Below are 16,839 nucleotides of genomic sequence, written 5' to 3'. Positions count from 1 at the left end.
CGGCAAATGTCGCGCAGATGTTCGGCGGGGGCGCCCGGCGGCGCCCGCCTAGCGCGGCGTTTTCGGCTTGTCCGATTGCGCAAGCGTTTGGGCCGGCCGCACGTCGAGCGCATCGTGCGCGGCGCCCGAAGGCGCGCGATACAGCACGCTCTCGCCTTCGATGTCGGCATGCGGAATCGCCGCCGTATCCTGCCAGTCCGGGTCTGGAATCTCGGCGAAGACCTGCCGCAAGCGTTCGCCCCACGTGCGGTGAATCATCTGGTAGTAGGCGTTGTCTTGCGTCACCGTCACGAAGCGCGTGACGCGCAACGCATCCTTCTGATAGACGAGCAGATCGAGCGGCAAACCGACCGACAGATTCGAGCGCAAGGTCGAATCCATTGAAATCAGCGCGCATTTGGCGGCTTCGTCGAGCGGTGTCTGCGGCACCAGCACGCGGTCGATAATCGGCTTGCCGTATTTCGATTCGCCGATCTGGAAATACGGGTTGACGCTCGACGCCTCGATGAAGTTGCCGGCCGAATAGATCATGAAAAGACGGGGGCGCGGCAAGGCGCGAGCCGGGTCGTCGGGATCGCCCTGCGCGATCTGCCCACCCAGAATGAAGCTGCAATTGAAGTCGACGCCGAACTGCTGCAAGGCCTGCGAATCCCGCTGATGCACGTTGCGCACCGCGCGGCCGACCACGCCGGCCGCATCGGCCATCGTTGCAACGGTCCATAACGTCGGCTCGAGCGGATCCGACGGTTCGGACAACTCGCGCAGCACTGCCTGCGTGAGCGACAGATTGCCGGCGCTGAGCAGCACAAGCACGCGTTCGCCCGGTTGCTCGAACACGGACATCTTGCGCGCCGTGCTGATATGGTCGACGCCGGCGTTGGTTCGCGTATCGGACAGAAACACGATCCCTTCATCGACGCTCAGTGCGACGCAATACGTCATGACAGATTCCTGATGGCGGACGGACAACGCCGCTATTGTAAGCGCCACGAGCACCATCAGCGCCATCAACGGTATAAGCGCCGCGAGCGCCGGCCACGATCATCGCGATCGCTCTACCCCTGATATCCCGCTTGTCGCGGTTATTGCGGCGACTGCTCGAACGCGCTGACCGCAACCGATACGTCGAGCCGTTCGCCGAGCCCGCCGATGCGCCGCCCGCGCACCGGCGACGCCGCTTCGTAATCGCGCGCGACCGCAAGCCGGCAATACACATTAGACGCGAACGCCGCATGCGTGACGTCGACCGACACCCAGCCGACGCCGGACAGCCAGACGTCGACCCATGCATGGCTTGCAGCATCGTCGACTTCGCCGGGCTCGATATAGCCGCTCACGTAGCGCGCCGGCACATTGCGCGCGCGGCAGCACGCGAGCATCAGATGCGTATGGTCCTGGCACACGCCGCGGCCAAGCGCGAGCGCCTGCGCCGCCGTACTCGTCACCTCGGTCACGCCCGACTGGAACGGCACGCGTTCGATGATCCGCTCGGCCATCGTAATCAGCGCGGCCGGCGTATCGAGCGGCGGCACCGAATACGCGAGCTCGCAGATCGCCGGATCCGCGTCGGTCAAACGCGTGTTGCACGTAAAGTGTTCGAGCGGGATCGGACCGGCGTCCTCGTTCAAGCGCCCGTCGATTAGCGGCAGGGTTTCGACCTCGCCCGATACATGCACGCGAATCTCATCGTGCGGACGGTTCATCACGAGCGTGTGCAGCACATTGCCGTATGCGTCGAAGGTCTGATCGAGCTTGCCGGGCGCATCGACAAACCAGCGCCGCACGGTCTGCGCCGAGCCGCTCGCGGGCGTCAGACGCAACTGCTGGATCGAATAGTGGACCGTCGCATCGTAGCGATAGACCGTTTCGTGGCGGATCGTCAGAAACATAGGGGTACTCCGTCCAGGCTTTCTTCAGGCCACCGGCAGCAGTAAGTAGGTGCGCGCGACGAGATTGCCGAGTTCGAACACGCGCGCGAGGAATTGCGTGAGCCACGCATGCAACCCCGCTTCGAAAATCTGCCGGATATCGGCATACAACAGCTCAGCACGAAGCTTGCCTGCAAACCGCTCGCAGGTATTCGAGCCTTCCGTGCGCAGCATCGCGAGATTCGCGCAGACGCCGTCGAGCGACGCAAGCAGCGAACGCGGCATCTGCGAATTGAGGATCATCAGTTCGACGACGCGCGCCGGTGTCACGACGTCGCGATAGACCTTGCGGTAAATCTCGAGCGCCGACACCGAGCTCAGGATCGAGGTCCAGTAATAAAAGTCTTCGAGCTGGCGTGCGGCGTCGCGCGAATTGGGCGCGGCGTCGGCGAATCGCACGTCGAGAATCCGCGCGGTATTGTCCGCGCGCTCGAGAAACGTGCCGAGTTGCGTGAAGAAAAACGCGTCATCCTGCAGCGCGGTGCCGATCGTCACCCCGCGCGACAGGTGCGAGCGGAACTTCACCCATTCGAACAAGGCGGCCGGATTGCCGGACAACTGGCCGGCCGCGATCCGCTCGTTGAACTCGAGCCACGTGTCGTTGATCGTTTCCCACCATTCGGTCGTCAGCGTGCCGCGCACCGCGCGCGCGTTTTCGCGCGCCGCCTGCAGGCACGACTGGATGCTCGACGGGTTGGCCGCTTCGGCCACCATGAAGTCAAGCATATGCTCGCGCGTCGGTTCCGCGTAACGCTGCGAAAACGCGCTTTCGAGCTCGGAAATGCGCAGCACCGCGCGCTGCGCGCGGGCGTCCTGTTCGGCGGTCTGCGGCAGCAGCTGCGCTTTCAGGTTGATATCGAGCATGCGCGCGGTGTTCTCGGCGCGCTCCATATAGCGGGCCATCCAGAACAGGTGGTCGGCGGTGCGGCTCAGCATAATGACCTTCCTTTATTGTTGTTCAGTCGACCATCCACGTGTCTTTCGTCCCGCCGCCCTGCGACGAATTGACGACGAGCGACCCCTGCTGCAGCGCGACGCGCGTGAGCCCACCCGCCACCATCGCGACGGTCTTGCCGGACAGCACGAACGGACGCAGGTCGATATGACGCGGCGCGATGCCGGCTTCGACGAAGGTCGGGCACGCGGACAGCGCGAGCGTCGGCTGGGCGATATAGCCGGCCGGCCGCGCCACGAGGCGCGCGCGAAACGCCTCGATTTCCGCAGCCGTTGCGGCCGGACCGACGAGCATGCCGTAGCCGCCCGCACCGTGCACCTCCTTCACGACCAGTTCGGGCAGATGCGCGAGCGTATAGGCCAGATCGTCGGGCTTGCGGCACTGGTAAGTCGGCACGTTATTGAGAATCGGCTTTTCGCCGAGGTAAAACTCGATCATCTGCGGCACGTACGGATAGATCGACTTGTCGTCGGCGATGCCGGTGCCCATCGCATTCGCGAGCGCGACGCGGCCGGCGCGGTAGGCGGTCAGAAGACCGGGCACGCCGAGCGCCGAATCCGGACGGAACGCGAGCGGGTCGAGAAAATCGTCGTCGACGCGGCGGTAGATCACATCGACGCGCCGCGGCCCCTGCGTGGTGCGCATGAATACATAGTTGTCGTCGACGAACAGATCCTTGCCTTCGACGAGCTCGACGCCCATCTGCTGCGCAAGAAACGTGTGCTCGAAGTAAGCGGAGTTGTACATGCCCGGCGTCAGCACGACGACGACCGGATCGTCGACGCCCGCCGGCGCGACCGAGCGCAGCATATCGAGCAGCAGGTCGGGATAATGCGCGACCGGCGCGATACGGTTCTGCACGAACAGCTCGGGGAATAGCCGCATCATCATCTTGCGGTTCTCGAGCATGTACGAGACGCCGGACGGCACGCGCAGGTTGTCCTCAAGCACATAGAACTCGCCGTCCATCCCGGCCCGCACCACGTCCACGCCGGCAATATGCGCATACACGCCGAGCGGCACGTCGACGCCCTGCATCTCGGGCCGGTACTGCGCATTCGTATAGACCTGGTCCGCGGGCACGACGCCGGCTCGCACGATATTGCGGTCGTGATAGACGTCGTGGATAAACAGGTTCAGCGCCTGCACGCGCTGGCGCAGGCCGGCTTCGAGCGTGCGCCACTCGTCGCGCGGAATGATGCGTGGAATCAGGTCGAACGGGATGAGCCGCTCGGTGCCGGAGAGGTCGCCATTGACGGCGAACGTGATGCCGACGCGCCTGAAAAGCAGGTCCGCCTCGGCGCGTTTGCGCGCGATCGCTTCGTTGCCCTGCTGCACGAGCCAGTTCGCAAAGCGCGTGTAGTGCGGCCGCACGGCTTCGTCGTGATGACGCATCTCGTCATAGCATCGCATGTCACGCCCCGCTCTTTTTGTCGGATAGAAGGCGAATGCGCTGCGCATTCGGGTCCGGCTGATTCAAGCAAGCGTTATGCCATTCACTACTGTGGGCCGTGCTTTGCGGGCGATGCTCGTCGCGGATGGCATCGCGATCACCGCCTGGCGACGAGCGATGCGCACACCACTATGCACTGCGAACGCGCCATGCCGTACGTTGAGCGGGTCAAGCGTCGAGCACGGCCGCGAATGGCTTGATTCGATCGTACTGCGCACGACGGCAATGCGCTACCAAGGTGCGCGGTGCAGCGCACGAAGACCGGTTCGATGGCAGCCGCGACCCGAGTTAGGGAACCGGGTTAGGGAATCCGGTGGGGAGCGGACGGTTAAAACATGGCGGTTAAGAGCAGCCGGATAACCAACGCGGGTTAACAGAAGCCGGTTAGTGGAAGCCGGATAACAGAAGCCTGCTAAAAGAACAGGCAGAACAGGCGCGCTGGACAAATCGAGCGGCAATGAACAATGAAGAAAGACCGCGGAATAAAAAATCCCCGCGAGTGTTCCTCGCGGGGATTCAAGTACCGCTATTGGCAAGGTCCGTCGACACCGCCCGAAGACGGCGACGATCAGGCCAGGCCATTTAAGCCCTTAGGCCGCTGCTGCGTCCTTCAGCTTCTTCAGCGCACGTGCCTTGACGCGCACCGATGCCGGCTTGGCCGGGAACCAGCGCTCTTCGCCCGTGAACGGGTCTTTGCCGAAGCGCTTCTTCTTGGCCGGGACAGCTTGCACCGAGATCTTCAAAAGGCCCGACAGCGTGAATTCGCCAGCGCCCTTCTTGTGGACCGTGCCGAGGATCGTGTCTTCGAGCGCAGCCATAACAGCCTTGGCCGCCTTCGGTTCAACGCCCGCACGTTCAGCCACGTAATTGGCCAGCGAGGCCTTCGTGAAGGTGTCCTTGATCGGCGACGGTGCGCCGGACGCCTTCACGGCGACCTTCTTAGCCGCGGCTTTCTTTGCGGGAGCTTTCGTCGCAGCGGCCTTCTTGGTCGCTGCGGTGGTCGCCTTCTTGGCAACCTTCTTTGCGGAAGTCGGCATGTTTCTCCTACCTGTTGTTGGTCAGTGAGCCACGAAGCGCACACGACATGTGTACGCTTCACGCGGGATTCTACAAGCGCCGAGGCGTTTCGCGCGAATCTTTTATGCGTCGATGCGCTCTTTTGTTGCGTGCCGCAGACTACGAGACACATTTTGACGCTTGTTTTACGGGTTAAAAGTCATTACGTCGCATTTTGTAGGTACCTGTACACCACCTTTTGGAACGCGGAAGCTCGTCCGGATACGCGCCTGAATGCTCACCTGGATGCAGGTTGGATGGGAAGCATCGACGCGAGTCACGGCGGCGTCCGGGAGACTGACGACCCGCGGCGCCGCGTCAGCACGCCGGCCTTCGCACGCTCGCGAGCCGGCTGCGCGGTTAGCGCAGATGCCTGGGATAGCCGCTGGCTAGTCCGCTTGCTCGTTGGCTTGCTCGTCCGCTTGATGGGTCCGTTCGTCCGGTCCGGCCGGCGTTCAGTAAGTGCGGTGGGATGGGTCGGCGAGATGCGAGGCGACGACCAAGCTCACGCAAGGCACGGCAAACACGATAAATAACGCGACGTGCGCAATGAGCCGTGTGTGCCGGGCCGCCAGCCAATAAAGTGCGACGGCCAGTTGAAGCGCGCAGAAGACCCACACCGGCGCGTTCGTGAGGATGCTCGCCTCGCGCGTGCCGGCAAGCCATAACCCGATCGGCACGGCCACCGCGCCCAGCAATGCGAGCACGCCGAACCATGCGCTCTTCCTCACGCGCCGTACGAATAGCAGCACGGCAAGCGCGCACTGCGCGGCCGCGATGTCGAGAATCAGGCGCGGCAGTGCGCTGCCGGTTGGGTAGGCGTGCGGATCGATCAGATAAGCGATGTAGATGATGGCGGTTCGCAATGTGTCTGTCATCGTATTGCAGGGCGGGTTGCAGCAGAGGATGCGAGGAACGGTCTCAGATGAGCACCACCGCCACGACGATTGCGATCCAGACAAGCGCGGCCCCCGTCATAAACAGATGCCGCGCGATGCGCATCTTCGCGTCAGGGGCGTCGGGGCCGACAGGGGCGGTGGCCATCCAGGGCACGACGCCGAGGCAGGCGAATCCGACTAGCGCAAGCGCCGCGATGAGCCGGTCGGCGCGCGTCCAGCCGCCCGGCTCGTTGATCCCCCAGTAGCCGAGAAACGCCATGCCGATCGAAAACAGGGTTGCAGAAGCGGAACTGATCGCGACCACCGATCCTTGGGGACTCGGCATGATTCACCTCCTGTCACAAGGCTTTTTATCGTGGCGTCGATTCTACTTCAAGCGTATGGCGCTTCGAGCACGGGCCGGTTGGCTTCGGAAGCGCACCCCGAGGCGAGGCTCGAGGACACGCCTGCGCGGTCAGCCGGCGGATGGGCTGGCGCTTCAGCTCGCGCGCGCCTCGCGCGCTTCATATGCTTTCAGATGCGTGTACGCGACGCGCAGCAGCGACAGCGACGAAGCCGCCTGTTGCGCCGGCGCGCCGCGTGCAATCAGGTCGCCGACAATATGATCGGCTTCGATCTTCGAGCGGTTCTCGATGTCGCGCAGCATCGACGCGGTCAGCGGTGAGCCTTCCTTGAGCAGGACGCCGCGATCGCGCGCCTGCACCGCCTCGCTGATCGGAAAACCGTTGTGTTGCGCGACGGCGAGGCACTCGCCGTAGAGACCATCGATGAGCCGCTTGCCGTCCGGCGTCTTCAGAATGTCGCCGAGCGACGCGCGCGTGACGCAGGTGCTCGTGGCCAGCGTCGCGAGGAACGTCCATTTGTCCCACATCCGCTGGCCGATATTGTCGACCGCCTGGGAGATAAAGTTGGCGCCGTCGAACGTGCGCTCGATTTCGCGGACGCGGTCCGACATGCCGCCCGCGAGCTCGCCGTAGGTGATCGAGTGAGATTCGTTCAGATGCTCGACTTCGCGGTCGCGGTTCAGCGTCGCGGCAATAAAGGCGAGCCCGCCCAGCACGTTCGCGTCGCCGAACTTCGCCTTGAGCGCGTCGATATGGCTCATGCCGTTGAGCACCGGCAGGATCATCGTCGACGGGCCGACCGCGGGCGCAAACGATTCGATCGCGTCGTCGAGGTTATAGGCCTTGCAGCTGAGCAGCACGAGATCGTACGGTTCGCGGATGCCGTCGGCGAGCACGGTCGGCACATCGCGCAGCGTCGCGTTGCCGTACGTGCTTTTGATCACGAGACCGGAGCGCTTCAGTTCTTCGGCACGCCCGGCGCGCACGAGAAACGTCACGTCGCGGCCCGCCTGAATCAGACGTCCGCCGAAATAACCGCCTAGCGCGCCCGCGCCAACGACCAGAATTCGCATCTTCGTTCCTTCGACTATTGATTGCTTGAGTAAAGCGTACGCGTGAGTATGCAGGAGTGGCCAGAAACGCGTGCGGCACACGGCAGGCGCCGCCAGCGGCGTGCGCGAGCGCGCGCTCGCCGCTGGCAGAGCGCTGAATCAGAGGATGTCGAGCGCGAGCGCGATGCCCTGGCCGCCGCCGATGCACAGCGTGACGATGCCGTGCTTCAGACCGTCGCGCTTCATCGAATGAATCAGACGCGTGGTGAGAATCGCGCCGGTCGCGCCGATCGGATGACCGTGCGCGACCGCGCCGCCTTCGACGTTGACCACGTCTTCCGCGAGACCCAGCTGCTGGATGATGGCGAGCGGCACCGCGGCAAACGCTTCGTTGATCTCGAAGCGCTCGACATCGGTGAGCTTCCAGCCCGCGCGCTCGACCGCCATACGCACCGCCGGCACCGGGCCCAGGCCGAACATGCCGGGCTCGACCGCGCCGATGCCATACGCGACGAGGCGCGCGTGCGGCTCGATGCCGTTCGCTTCCGCGTAAGCGCGCTCGGCGACCAGCATGGCCGCCGCGCCCGAATTCAGGCCCGGTGAATTGCCGGCCGTAATCGTGCCGTCGCGGCGAAAGGCGGGACGCAGCTTCGCCAGCGTTTCGACGGTCGTATCGGGGCGCAGTTGTTCGTCGTTGATAAAGCGGATCGTTTCCTTGCGGCCCTGCACTTCGACCGCCAACAGTTCCGCTTCGAACGCGCCACGCTTTTGCGCGGCCGCGAACCGCTGATGCGAACGCGCGGCCCAGCGGTCCTGCGCTTCGCGCGTGATCGAAAGCTTCGTGACGAGGTCTTCCGTGTGCCAGCCCGAATGCTCGCCCGAAAACGCGTCGAGGAGTCCGTCGTACAACGCGCTGTCATAGATCTGCGCGTTACCCATGCGGTAGCCCCAGCGGCCTTTGTCGAGCAGGTACGGCGCGCGGTCCATATTTTCCATGCCGCCCGCGACCGCGACGTCGCCGAAGCCAAGCCAGATTTCCTGCGCGGCCGACACGACCGCCTGGGCGCCCGAGCCGCATACGCGATTCACCGTCTGCGACGGCACCGACACCGGCACGCCGCCAGCAATCGCGGCCTGGCGCGCCGGGTTCATCCCGTTGCCGGCCTGCACGACGTTGCCCATCACGATGGAGCCGAGCTTGCTTGCGTCGATTCCGCTACGGCGCACTGCTTCGCGCACGACGAGCCCACCCAGGTCGGTCGCCGGCACGTCTTTGAGCGTGCCGCCGAATGCGCCGATCGCGGTTCTGACCGGATTGCTGATCACGATATCTCGAGAAGTCATCGTTGTTCCTCACAAGGAAGTGCTACACGTGGAAGCCTCGCTCACGCCGGACGCGAGGCGCCGATGTTCATGCGGCGATGGTCGAAGCGGCCGGTTAGCGCGCTCGCCCGCCGATTAATTGGCCGCGACCGATGCAGACGAAGCGGCCACCGGCAAAGCTGCCGGTATTGCAGGTACTCCCGTAACCGGATTGCCCGTATTTGCCGCATTCGCCGTATTTGCCGTATTTGCGGCCGTCGCCGTATCCGCCGCGGCATTCCAGCCACCACCGAGCGACCGGTACAGCGCGACGGCTGCTTGCGCATGCGTGCGCTTCGCTTCGTTCAACGCTTCGGCATCGACGAGGTAGGCCTGCTGCGCATCGAGCACATCGAGAAAACTCGACGCACCGCCTTTATAGAGTTGCGTCGACAGCTTCAACGCCTTGCCTGAAGAGTCGAGCGCGCCGCCGAGCCGGTCCACCTGCGTCCCGCCGCTCACCAGGTCGCTGCGCGTGTCCTCGATCTCCTTGAGCGCGTTGAGCATCGTCTGCTGCAGCCCGAGTTGCGATTCGCGCATCCGGCTTTCGCTTGCATCGATATTCGCGGTGATACGGCCCGCGTTGAAAATCGGGCTCGTTGCGCTCAATGCGGCACTGAACAGGTTATCGGTCAGCGTCGGCGTACCGACCCACGACGCCGCGAGCAACCCGTCCGTCAGGTTAAGCTGAAACTTCGGATAGCGCTCGGAGCGCGATACACCAACCTCCGCGGCACGCTGTTCGACCCTTGCGTACGCGGTCTGCACATCGGGACGGCGCAGCAACGCCTCGGACGGCAGTGTGACCGGCACACCTTGCGACGGCACCGGAATCGGACGCGCGTCGGTCAGCACGAGCTGGCTGACGCTTTCCGGCGTGCGGCCCGAAAACACCGCGATCAGGCTCAGTTGATGCTGGATCTCCGACTGCACACGCGGAATGCGCGCCTGCAGATCCTGCAGCTGATTCTGCGCACGCGCGACATCGAGCTGCGTCGAGAGTCCGTACCGGAGCCTGTCTTGCGTGAGCTTTAATGCGCGGCTGCGAATCTGCTCGTTGTCGTTGAGAATCTGCAGCTCCGATTGCGCCCAGCGCAGATTGATATAGGCCGCCGCGGTGTTCGCGGCCAGCGCGAGCCGCAATTCGTTCAGGGCGGATTGGCGTCCCGACACCTGCGCCTTCGCGGCGAGTACGGCAAGACGCTCGCCGCCGAATACGTCCGGTTGCCAGCTTGCCGAAAGCCCGGCGCCTGCGGCGTCGACATAACCGAGTGGCGGCGGCAGGATTTGCCGCGTGTGCGAGGCGATCGCGGTCGCATCGAGTTCGGGCAGCAACGCCGCGTGGCGCTGCTTCACGTCATCCTGCGCCTGCTTCACGCGCTCGACGGCCGCTTTCACATCGAGGTTGTCGTTCAGCACCGACTGCACGAGATCGTGCATGACGGGGTCGCCGAATTGCGTCCACCAGGTAGTCGCATCGACAGCGTCTTGCGGCGCGTCGACGTTCCAGGCCGTCGGCGCAACCGTCTTCACGGTTTCGGGCAAATCAGCGTGCGTCGCGGGTTGAACCGCGCAGGCCGCGAGCGTCAGCACCGCCGCGGCAGCCAGCACTTTCATCAGAATCGGTTTCATGGCGGTTCCTTTAGTGAGTCTTCGTGAGTCTTCTAGTGAGCATCGGGGGGCGGCGCGCTAAAGCCGAACGGCTTCGAAAACAGCATCGCGACGAGCGCGACGACGAAGCACAGCGCGACCGCAAGAAACGTGTCGGCGAAGGTCAGCGTCAGCGCTTCGCGCGTCAGCAGCGCGTGCAGCGATGCGACGCTGCCTTGCAGTCCGTTGACCATATCGCCACCGGCTGCCGACAGATGCGCGGCCTGATCGCGCAAGAACGATTCGACGACGGGCCGGCCGGCAGTGACGTGTTCGTCGAGCCGTTCGTAGTGGAGGTTGAAGCGGTCGTTCAACATCGTGCTGACCACCGCGATGCCGATCGCGCCGCCGAGGTTACGCATCAGGTTGAACAGGCCGCTTGCCGATTTGAGCCGCGACGGCGGCAGCGAACCGAGCGCCATTGTGACGATCGGCGCAATACAGAACTGCTGGCCGAAGCCGCGCAGCGCCTGCGGAATCAGGAATTCGTACCAGCCCCACTGGTGCGTGATCGGCACATACAGATAGCAGCCGAGGCCGAACAGAATCAGTCCGAACACGAGCAGCGCGCGCAGGTTGATAAACCGCGCCGCCGTCGAATACATGACGAGCCCAATCAATTGAAAGACGCCGACCGACAGCAGCGCAAGACCGATTTGCAGCGAATCGAAGCCGCGCACGCGCGCGAGAAACACCGGCGTCAGATACACGGTACAGAAAATGCCGATGCCGGTGACGAACGACAGCAAGCTGCCGATGCCGAAATTGCGCAGCGCCAGCGCCTTCAGGTCGACGATCGGCTCTTTCGCGGTGAACGCATGGACGAGGAACAGAAAACCGCAGATGCCGGAAATCCATGCACACGCAAGAATCACATGGTCGCCAAACCAGTTTTTGCGCGGCCCCTCCTCGAGCATGTATTCGAGGCAGCCGAGAAAACCGCACATCAGCAGAATGCCGAGATAATCGCCGCGCTTGAGCAGCGATACATCGCCGTGATCGACGTGCACGAAACGCGGCACCAGCACCGTCACGAGCACGCCCGGCACCAGGTTCAGATAGAACAGCCAGTGCCACGACCACTGGTCGGTGACCCAGCCGCCGATCACCGGGCCGATGGTCGGCGCGATCGTCGCGAGCGTGCCGATCGCCGTCGACGCGATCAGGCGCTGGTTGCCCGGAAAGATCATGAACGCGGTGGTAAACACGGTCGGAATCATCGCCGCGCCGAGTGCCCCTTGCAGCGCGCGAAACACGATCATCGAATTGATATCCCACGCGAGGCCGCACAGCATGCTCGTTACCGTGAAGCCGAAGGCCGATGCGGTGAACAGCCAGCGCGTCGAAAACACGCGCGTGAGCCAGCCGGACATCGGAATCACGAGAATCTCAGCGATCAGATACGCGGTTTGCACCCAGGACAGCTCGTCCTGGCTCGCGGACAGTCCGCCGCCGATATCTCTGAGCGACGACGCGACGATCTGGATATCGAGCGTCGCCATGAAAAAGCCGATGCACATCAGCGTGAACGCGAAGACTTTTTCGCGCATCGGCAGATTCATCGGGTCGATGGGCGGGTGGGCGGGAGTCGTCATGATGGGCAGTTTGGGTTGCGCGATGGGCGGTTATCGAGCGCTCGCGAGGGAATCGCGATGGATGAGCACTTAAGCGCCTGCGCGCTGTTCGTTCAGATGCACTTTCACCGTCGCCGACAAACCCGGCCGCAACACGTGATGCATGCTCTTCGGCACTTCGAGCCAGATTCGCACGGGCACACGCTGCACGATCTTCGTGAAGTTGCCGGTCGCGTTTTCCGCGGGCAGGATGCTGAAAGTGGCACCCGTCGCCGGCGCGAGGCTTTGCACGACACCGGTAATCGGCTCGCTCGATGCGTCGAGCTGCACGTCGACCTTGTCGCCCGCATGCATGTGCTTGAGCTGGTCTTCCTTGAAGTTCGCATCGACCCACAGGCCGTGCTCCGGCACCACCGTCAGAAGCGAAACGCCGACATTCGCGAGCATGCCGACGCGCGCGGTGCGGTTACCGATGTAACCGTCGACAGGCGAGCGGATGGTCGTGTATTCGACGTTCAGTTCCGCGACGCGCTGCGCGGCTTTCGCCGTCGCCACGCGCGCCTGTGCGTCGCCGATTTGCGCATCGAGCACGCTGAGCTGCCGCTGCGCGGCAATCAGCGATGCGTTGCTGCGATCGACCGCGGCACGCGCCTTTTGCAGATCCGCATCCGCGCGCTCGACCACCTGGTCCGACACCGCCTCGTCTTTCACGAGTTCGCGATAGCGATACTGGTCCGCGGCGCTGCGCGTCAGTTCCGCACTCGATGCGTGCACGCCGGCCGCCTGCTCGTTGATCAGCGCGAGCTGCAGCGTGCGCTTCGCCTGAAGCTCCGTCACCGCGGCTTGCGCGCTCTCCACTTCGGCGTTCGCCTGCGCGAGCCGCGCATCGTAGTCGCGCGAATCGATGCGGATCAGCACCTGGTTCGCGTGCACGAACTGGTTGTCCGTCACGAGCACGTCGGTCACAAAGCCGCTCACGCGCGGCGCCATCACAGTGACGTCGCCGCCCACATACGCATCGTCAGTGGTTTCGATAAAGCGGCCGACAAGGTACCAGTACGAGCCGGCGCCGATCAGCACAACGACGACGGAAAGAACCGCAAGCCACATCCAGGGGATACGGCGTGTTTTCTTCGCGGTTCCCGCCACGTTCGGCGGCGCGACTGTCGATGGAGTTGAGCTCATAGATTCGTGTGCGTATGCACTTCAAGGGGTTAAAAAAATGCGCCTTCAGGCGCGTTCCTTTGCCTTTGTTGCTTAAAGCGGCTTTTTCGTCAAATCGAACAGTTCCTGCCTCAACGACGCGGCGCGCTGCGCGCCGAAATGCTTTTCAAACTCTTGCTGGGCGTCATGCCAGTGGCTCGCCGCCTCCTGGAGTTTCTCGAGGCCCGCGTCCGTCAAACGCATCTGGAATGCGCGGCGATCTGCCTCCGAAGCGTCGCTGCGCACGAGGCCGTCGCGCTGCAGCGGCTGGATCGCGCGCACCAGCGTCGTGCGCTCCATCACCATCCACTCGGCCAGTTCCTTCATCGTGATGCCGGGTCTGCGGCGAATCCGGTTCAGGATCGAGAACTGCGTGATCTTCAGGCCGACCTTGCCGACGTGCCGGTCGTAGATCTGAGATACGAAACGCGCGGCCTGCCGGATCGCGAAGCAATCGTCGGGCAACAACGGCGTGCTGATAGGTTCATCTTCTGAGTGCATATACACAAAATCACTGTCAAGTTAATAAGGTCAAGCTGATCGCGACTTTCTTCAAACAAAAACAGGAAATCACGCAGTCATGCTGAAAAGTTCGCTGCGCAACGCTTTGGCGCGTGTCTTGCCGAACTTCGCTTCGAACTCGTCCTGCGCTTCGCGCCATGCGGTGGCTGCCTGCTCGAACAGGTGCTTGCCCGCGTCGGACAAGCTGAACAGATAAGTGCGGCCGTCATGCTCCGACGCCTCGCTGACGATCAGCCCGTCGCGCTGCAGCGGCTTCAGTGCGCGAACCAGCGTGGTGCGCTCCATGACCATCGAATCGGCCAGATCCACCATAGTGAGTTGCGGCTTGCGCGAAAGCTTCGCCATGATCGTGTACTGCGCCGCCGTCAGGCCGACCCGGCTCAGATGGCGTTCGTAGATCTGCGTCACAAAGCGCGCGGCCTGGCGCAGTGCAAAGCAGTTGCATTCGTCATGGGACAAGGGCTTGTTCATGCTTGGTAGAATATATGTGCGTACGCACACTGTCAACCCTCGAACACAGCAAATATCGAGGGCGCCGGACTCGCCTCAAAGGCGATGAGATCGGCGGCGCCGTTCGTCCGGTTACTGCTTTTGCAGCAGCGTTTTGAGTTCCTGCACGTTTTCTTCGACCCGCTTCGCGATTACCGCATACGAATCGGCTTGCGAGCGGTACGCGGCCTGCGCGAGCTGCTGCATGTCGGCCAGCGCTTTGTGCAGCGTCTGCTGAACGAGCTCGGCCGTCTGCGCGGACGGCATGCCGCCGGCGGCCGCCTGCTTCGCCGCGAGCGTCTGCAGTTCGGTGAGCGTCGAGCGCAGCATTTCCGCCTGCTGCTGCGCAAGCGACTGCATGCCTTGCAGCGCCATCTGGTTCGCGGCAATCAGCGCTTCGATATCCTTGCGCCGCGCTTCCATCACAGCCGGAACATCGAAGCCGGGCAACTTGAACTGCTCCAGCATCTTGTTGAATTCGGCAAACGGATTGGCTGCGTCTTTGGGTTCCATGCTCGAGTCTCCGGGGAACGATGCGTCGAAATGGTTGGTACGGCCGGATCGCCGCCAATACCAGCACCAGTGCACTCATGCATTGGCACGACTATCCGCGCGTGCAGCGATCATGCACGTTCTGTTCCCGATATGCCAGCGCCACCGCCACGTTTGCCTCGATACGTGCACACGATGCATGCTTGAGGGTGTGACGTTCGTCCTGCGGCAAGCCGCTTCGCGTGCATGCGCAAAATCTTGCGAACCGCATACAATGGCGCCCAGGCATTAGTCGGAGCAATGCACGCGTACTGCAAGCGAGCCGTAAAACGGCTTGCGTCGCACGCCACGCGGCTCGCCCGTGCGAGCGCCACGCCTTAGCGGAGACCATTCCGGAGACCCCCATGAGCACCACTGCAAGCGGCAATACGAACCGAACCGACGGCACGCGGCTGCGGCAGCTGACCGACCTGCCGTCACCGAAAGGCTTGCCGATCATCGGCAATATGCACCAGGTTTCGCTACGAACGTTTCACCTGAACCTCGAACGCTGGGGCCGCGAACTGGGCACGCCCTATATGTTCCGCATGCCCGGGCAGCAGATCGTCGTGCTCGGCGACACCGATCACGTGCAAGGCATCTCGCGCGAACGCCCGCACCGCTATCGCCGGTTCAAGCCGGTTGAAACGGTGCTCGCGGAATTCGGCGCGAACGGCCTTTTTTCCGCGGAAGGCGTGGCATGGGAGCCGCAGCGCCGGCTCGTGATGCAGGCGCTGTCCATTCCGCATATCCGCGCCGTCTACCCGACGCTCGCCGAGATCACTGGCCGGCTCTACACGCGCTGGATGCGCGCGGCGCAGGAGCAGCGCACCGTCGATATGGTCGAGGAAATGAAGCGCTATTCGGTCGACGTGACGAGCGCGCTCGCATTCGGCGAAGATCCGCGCACGCTCGAACGCGACACGAACGTGATTCAGGAGCATCTGAAGCTGGTCATGCCGGCGCTGATGTCGCGCACGAGCGCGCCGTTCCCGTACTGGCATTACATCAAACTGCCGCGCGACAGGCGCCTCGACCGCGCGCTGATCGAGATTCACCGCTATGTACGACGGATGATGGAACGCGCGCGCGAACGCATGCACGACGAACCGTCGGACATGCCGCGCAATCTGCTCGAAGCTATGCTCGCAATGCGCGATACGCCCGATTCCGGCATCACCGACGATCAGGTTTCCGCGAACGTGCTGACCATGCTGCTCGCCGGCGAAGATACGACCGCGAACTCGCTGGCCTGGTCGACGATGTTCATCGCGACCGACGCGCCTTTGCAGGCGCGCCTCGCCAAAGACGCGCGCGCGGTGCTCGGCACCGAGCCCGTCTGCACCGACTACGCCAGGCTCAAGGAGCTCGACGTGTTCGAAGCGGTCTGCACCGAAACCGGCCGCTTCAAGCCGGTCGCCGCGCTCAGTTCGTTCGAGCCGCTCGAAGACGTGACGATGGGCGATGTGCTCGTGCCCGCCGGCACGTTCATGTTTTTCCTCAATCGCCCGGCTATGCATAACCCGGCAAACTTCGTGAATCCGGAGCGCTTCGATCCGGACCGCTGGCTGCATGCGCGCGACCCCGCGCGCGGCGCACACGAACAGCGCGCCTATCTGCAATTCGGCGCGGGTCCGCGTGTATGCCCGGGGCGCCATCTGGCCGGCGTCGAAATGCGTGCGGCGCTGTCGATGCTCGCCGCAAACTTCGAAGCGAAGCTCGCCGTCGACGCGTCGGAGATCGAGGAAATCAACGACTTCATCATGAAGCCGAGCAAGATGCCGATCAATCTGACTATCCGTCCGCAAGCGGCATAAAACA

Annotated in this window: 16 protein-coding genes; 1 reads left to right on the top strand and 15 read right to left on the bottom strand. The window is 63.5% G+C overall.

The features are described 5' to 3' along the window. Positions 1-48: 48 nt before the first annotated feature. From KZJ38_RS26505 to phaP, 15 genes are all read right to left on the bottom strand, one after another. Positions 49-942 carry a proteasome-type protease gene (locus KZJ38_RS26505; protein WP_219802859.1) on the bottom strand — a complete coding sequence of 298 codons (894 nt, stop codon included), beginning with the start codon at positions 940-942 and terminating at the stop codon, positions 49-51. 140 nt (positions 943-1,082) lie between these two features. Further along, positions 1,083-1,889 carry a transglutaminase family protein gene (locus KZJ38_RS26500; protein WP_219802857.1) on the bottom strand — a complete coding sequence of 269 codons (807 nt, stop codon included), beginning with the start codon at positions 1,887-1,889 and terminating at the stop codon, positions 1,083-1,085. 24 nt (positions 1,890-1,913) lie between these two features. Continuing rightward, entirely contained in the window at positions 1,914-2,864 is a 951-nt protein-coding gene (locus tag KZJ38_RS26495; protein ID WP_219802855.1) for an alpha-E domain-containing protein, read from the bottom strand. Positions 2,865-2,886: 22 nt separating this feature from the next. Beyond that, a complete protein-coding gene (locus tag KZJ38_RS26490; RefSeq protein ID WP_219802853.1) occupies positions 2,887-4,296 on the bottom strand; it encodes a circularly permuted type 2 ATP-grasp protein in 1,410 nt (469 codons plus the stop codon). 630 nt (positions 4,297-4,926) lie between these two features. After that, positions 4,927-5,373, bottom strand: coding sequence for an HU family DNA-binding protein (locus KZJ38_RS26485; RefSeq protein WP_219802852.1), 447 nt, complete (start codon positions 5,371-5,373; stop codon positions 4,927-4,929). Positions 5,374-5,847: 474 nt separating this feature from the next. Beyond that, complete coding sequence (locus tag KZJ38_RS26480) at positions 5,848-6,270, bottom strand: hypothetical protein (protein WP_219802850.1); 423 nt, start codon at positions 6,268-6,270, stop codon at positions 5,848-5,850. A gap of 43 nt (positions 6,271-6,313) precedes the next feature. Next, entirely contained in the window at positions 6,314-6,616 is a 303-nt protein-coding gene (locus KZJ38_RS26475) for a hypothetical protein (RefSeq protein WP_219802849.1), read from the bottom strand. 153 nt (positions 6,617-6,769) lie between these two features. Beyond that, on the bottom strand, positions 6,770-7,708 hold the full coding sequence (gene panE, locus KZJ38_RS26470; protein ID WP_219802847.1) for a 2-dehydropantoate 2-reductase: 939 nt from the start codon (positions 7,706-7,708) through the stop codon (positions 6,770-6,772). Between the two features lie 138 nt (positions 7,709-7,846). Further along, the gene (locus KZJ38_RS26465; protein ID WP_219802845.1) at positions 7,847-9,031 is read right to left on the bottom strand and encodes a thiolase family protein; all 1,185 of its coding nucleotides are present in this window, start codon (positions 9,029-9,031) and stop codon (positions 7,847-7,849) included. 114 nt (positions 9,032-9,145) lie between these two features. Next, positions 9,146-10,681, bottom strand: coding sequence for an efflux transporter outer membrane subunit (locus tag KZJ38_RS26460; RefSeq protein ID WP_219802844.1), 1,536 nt, complete (start codon positions 10,679-10,681; stop codon positions 9,146-9,148). A gap of 32 nt (positions 10,682-10,713) precedes the next feature. Next, positions 10,714-12,294, bottom strand: a complete 1,581-nt coding sequence (locus KZJ38_RS26455; RefSeq protein WP_219802842.1) for a DHA2 family efflux MFS transporter permease subunit — start codon at positions 12,292-12,294, stop codon at positions 10,714-10,716. Positions 12,295-12,363: 69 nt separating this feature from the next. Continuing rightward, positions 12,364-13,458, bottom strand: a complete 1,095-nt coding sequence (locus KZJ38_RS26450) for an HlyD family secretion protein (RefSeq protein ID WP_219802840.1) — start codon at positions 13,456-13,458, stop codon at positions 12,364-12,366. Between the two features lie 72 nt (positions 13,459-13,530). After that, entirely contained in the window at positions 13,531-13,977 is a 447-nt protein-coding gene (locus tag KZJ38_RS26445; protein WP_219802838.1) for a MarR family winged helix-turn-helix transcriptional regulator, read from the bottom strand. Positions 13,978-14,046: 69 nt separating this feature from the next. Continuing rightward, positions 14,047-14,469 carry a MarR family winged helix-turn-helix transcriptional regulator gene (locus KZJ38_RS26440; protein WP_219802836.1) on the bottom strand — a complete coding sequence of 141 codons (423 nt, stop codon included), beginning with the start codon at positions 14,467-14,469 and terminating at the stop codon, positions 14,047-14,049. A gap of 111 nt (positions 14,470-14,580) precedes the next feature. Beyond that, complete coding sequence (gene phaP, locus KZJ38_RS26435) at positions 14,581-15,000, bottom strand: phasin family protein (RefSeq protein ID WP_219802835.1); 420 nt, start codon at positions 14,998-15,000, stop codon at positions 14,581-14,583. A gap of 383 nt (positions 15,001-15,383) precedes the next feature. On the opposite strand from phaP, the gene KZJ38_RS26430 reads away from it, so the two are divergent. Beyond that, a complete protein-coding gene (locus KZJ38_RS26430) occupies positions 15,384-16,835 on the top strand; it encodes a cytochrome P450 (protein WP_219802833.1) in 1,452 nt (483 codons plus the stop codon). The last annotated feature ends 4 nt before the right edge of the window (positions 16,836-16,839 follow it).

The organism is Paraburkholderia edwinii, assembly GCF_019428685.1.
Lineage (GTDB): Bacteria > Pseudomonadota > Gammaproteobacteria > Burkholderiales > Burkholderiaceae > Paraburkholderia > Paraburkholderia edwinii.
Note: the sequence above shows the minus strand (reverse complement) of the source record. Positions and strands in the feature narration are given on the sequence as shown.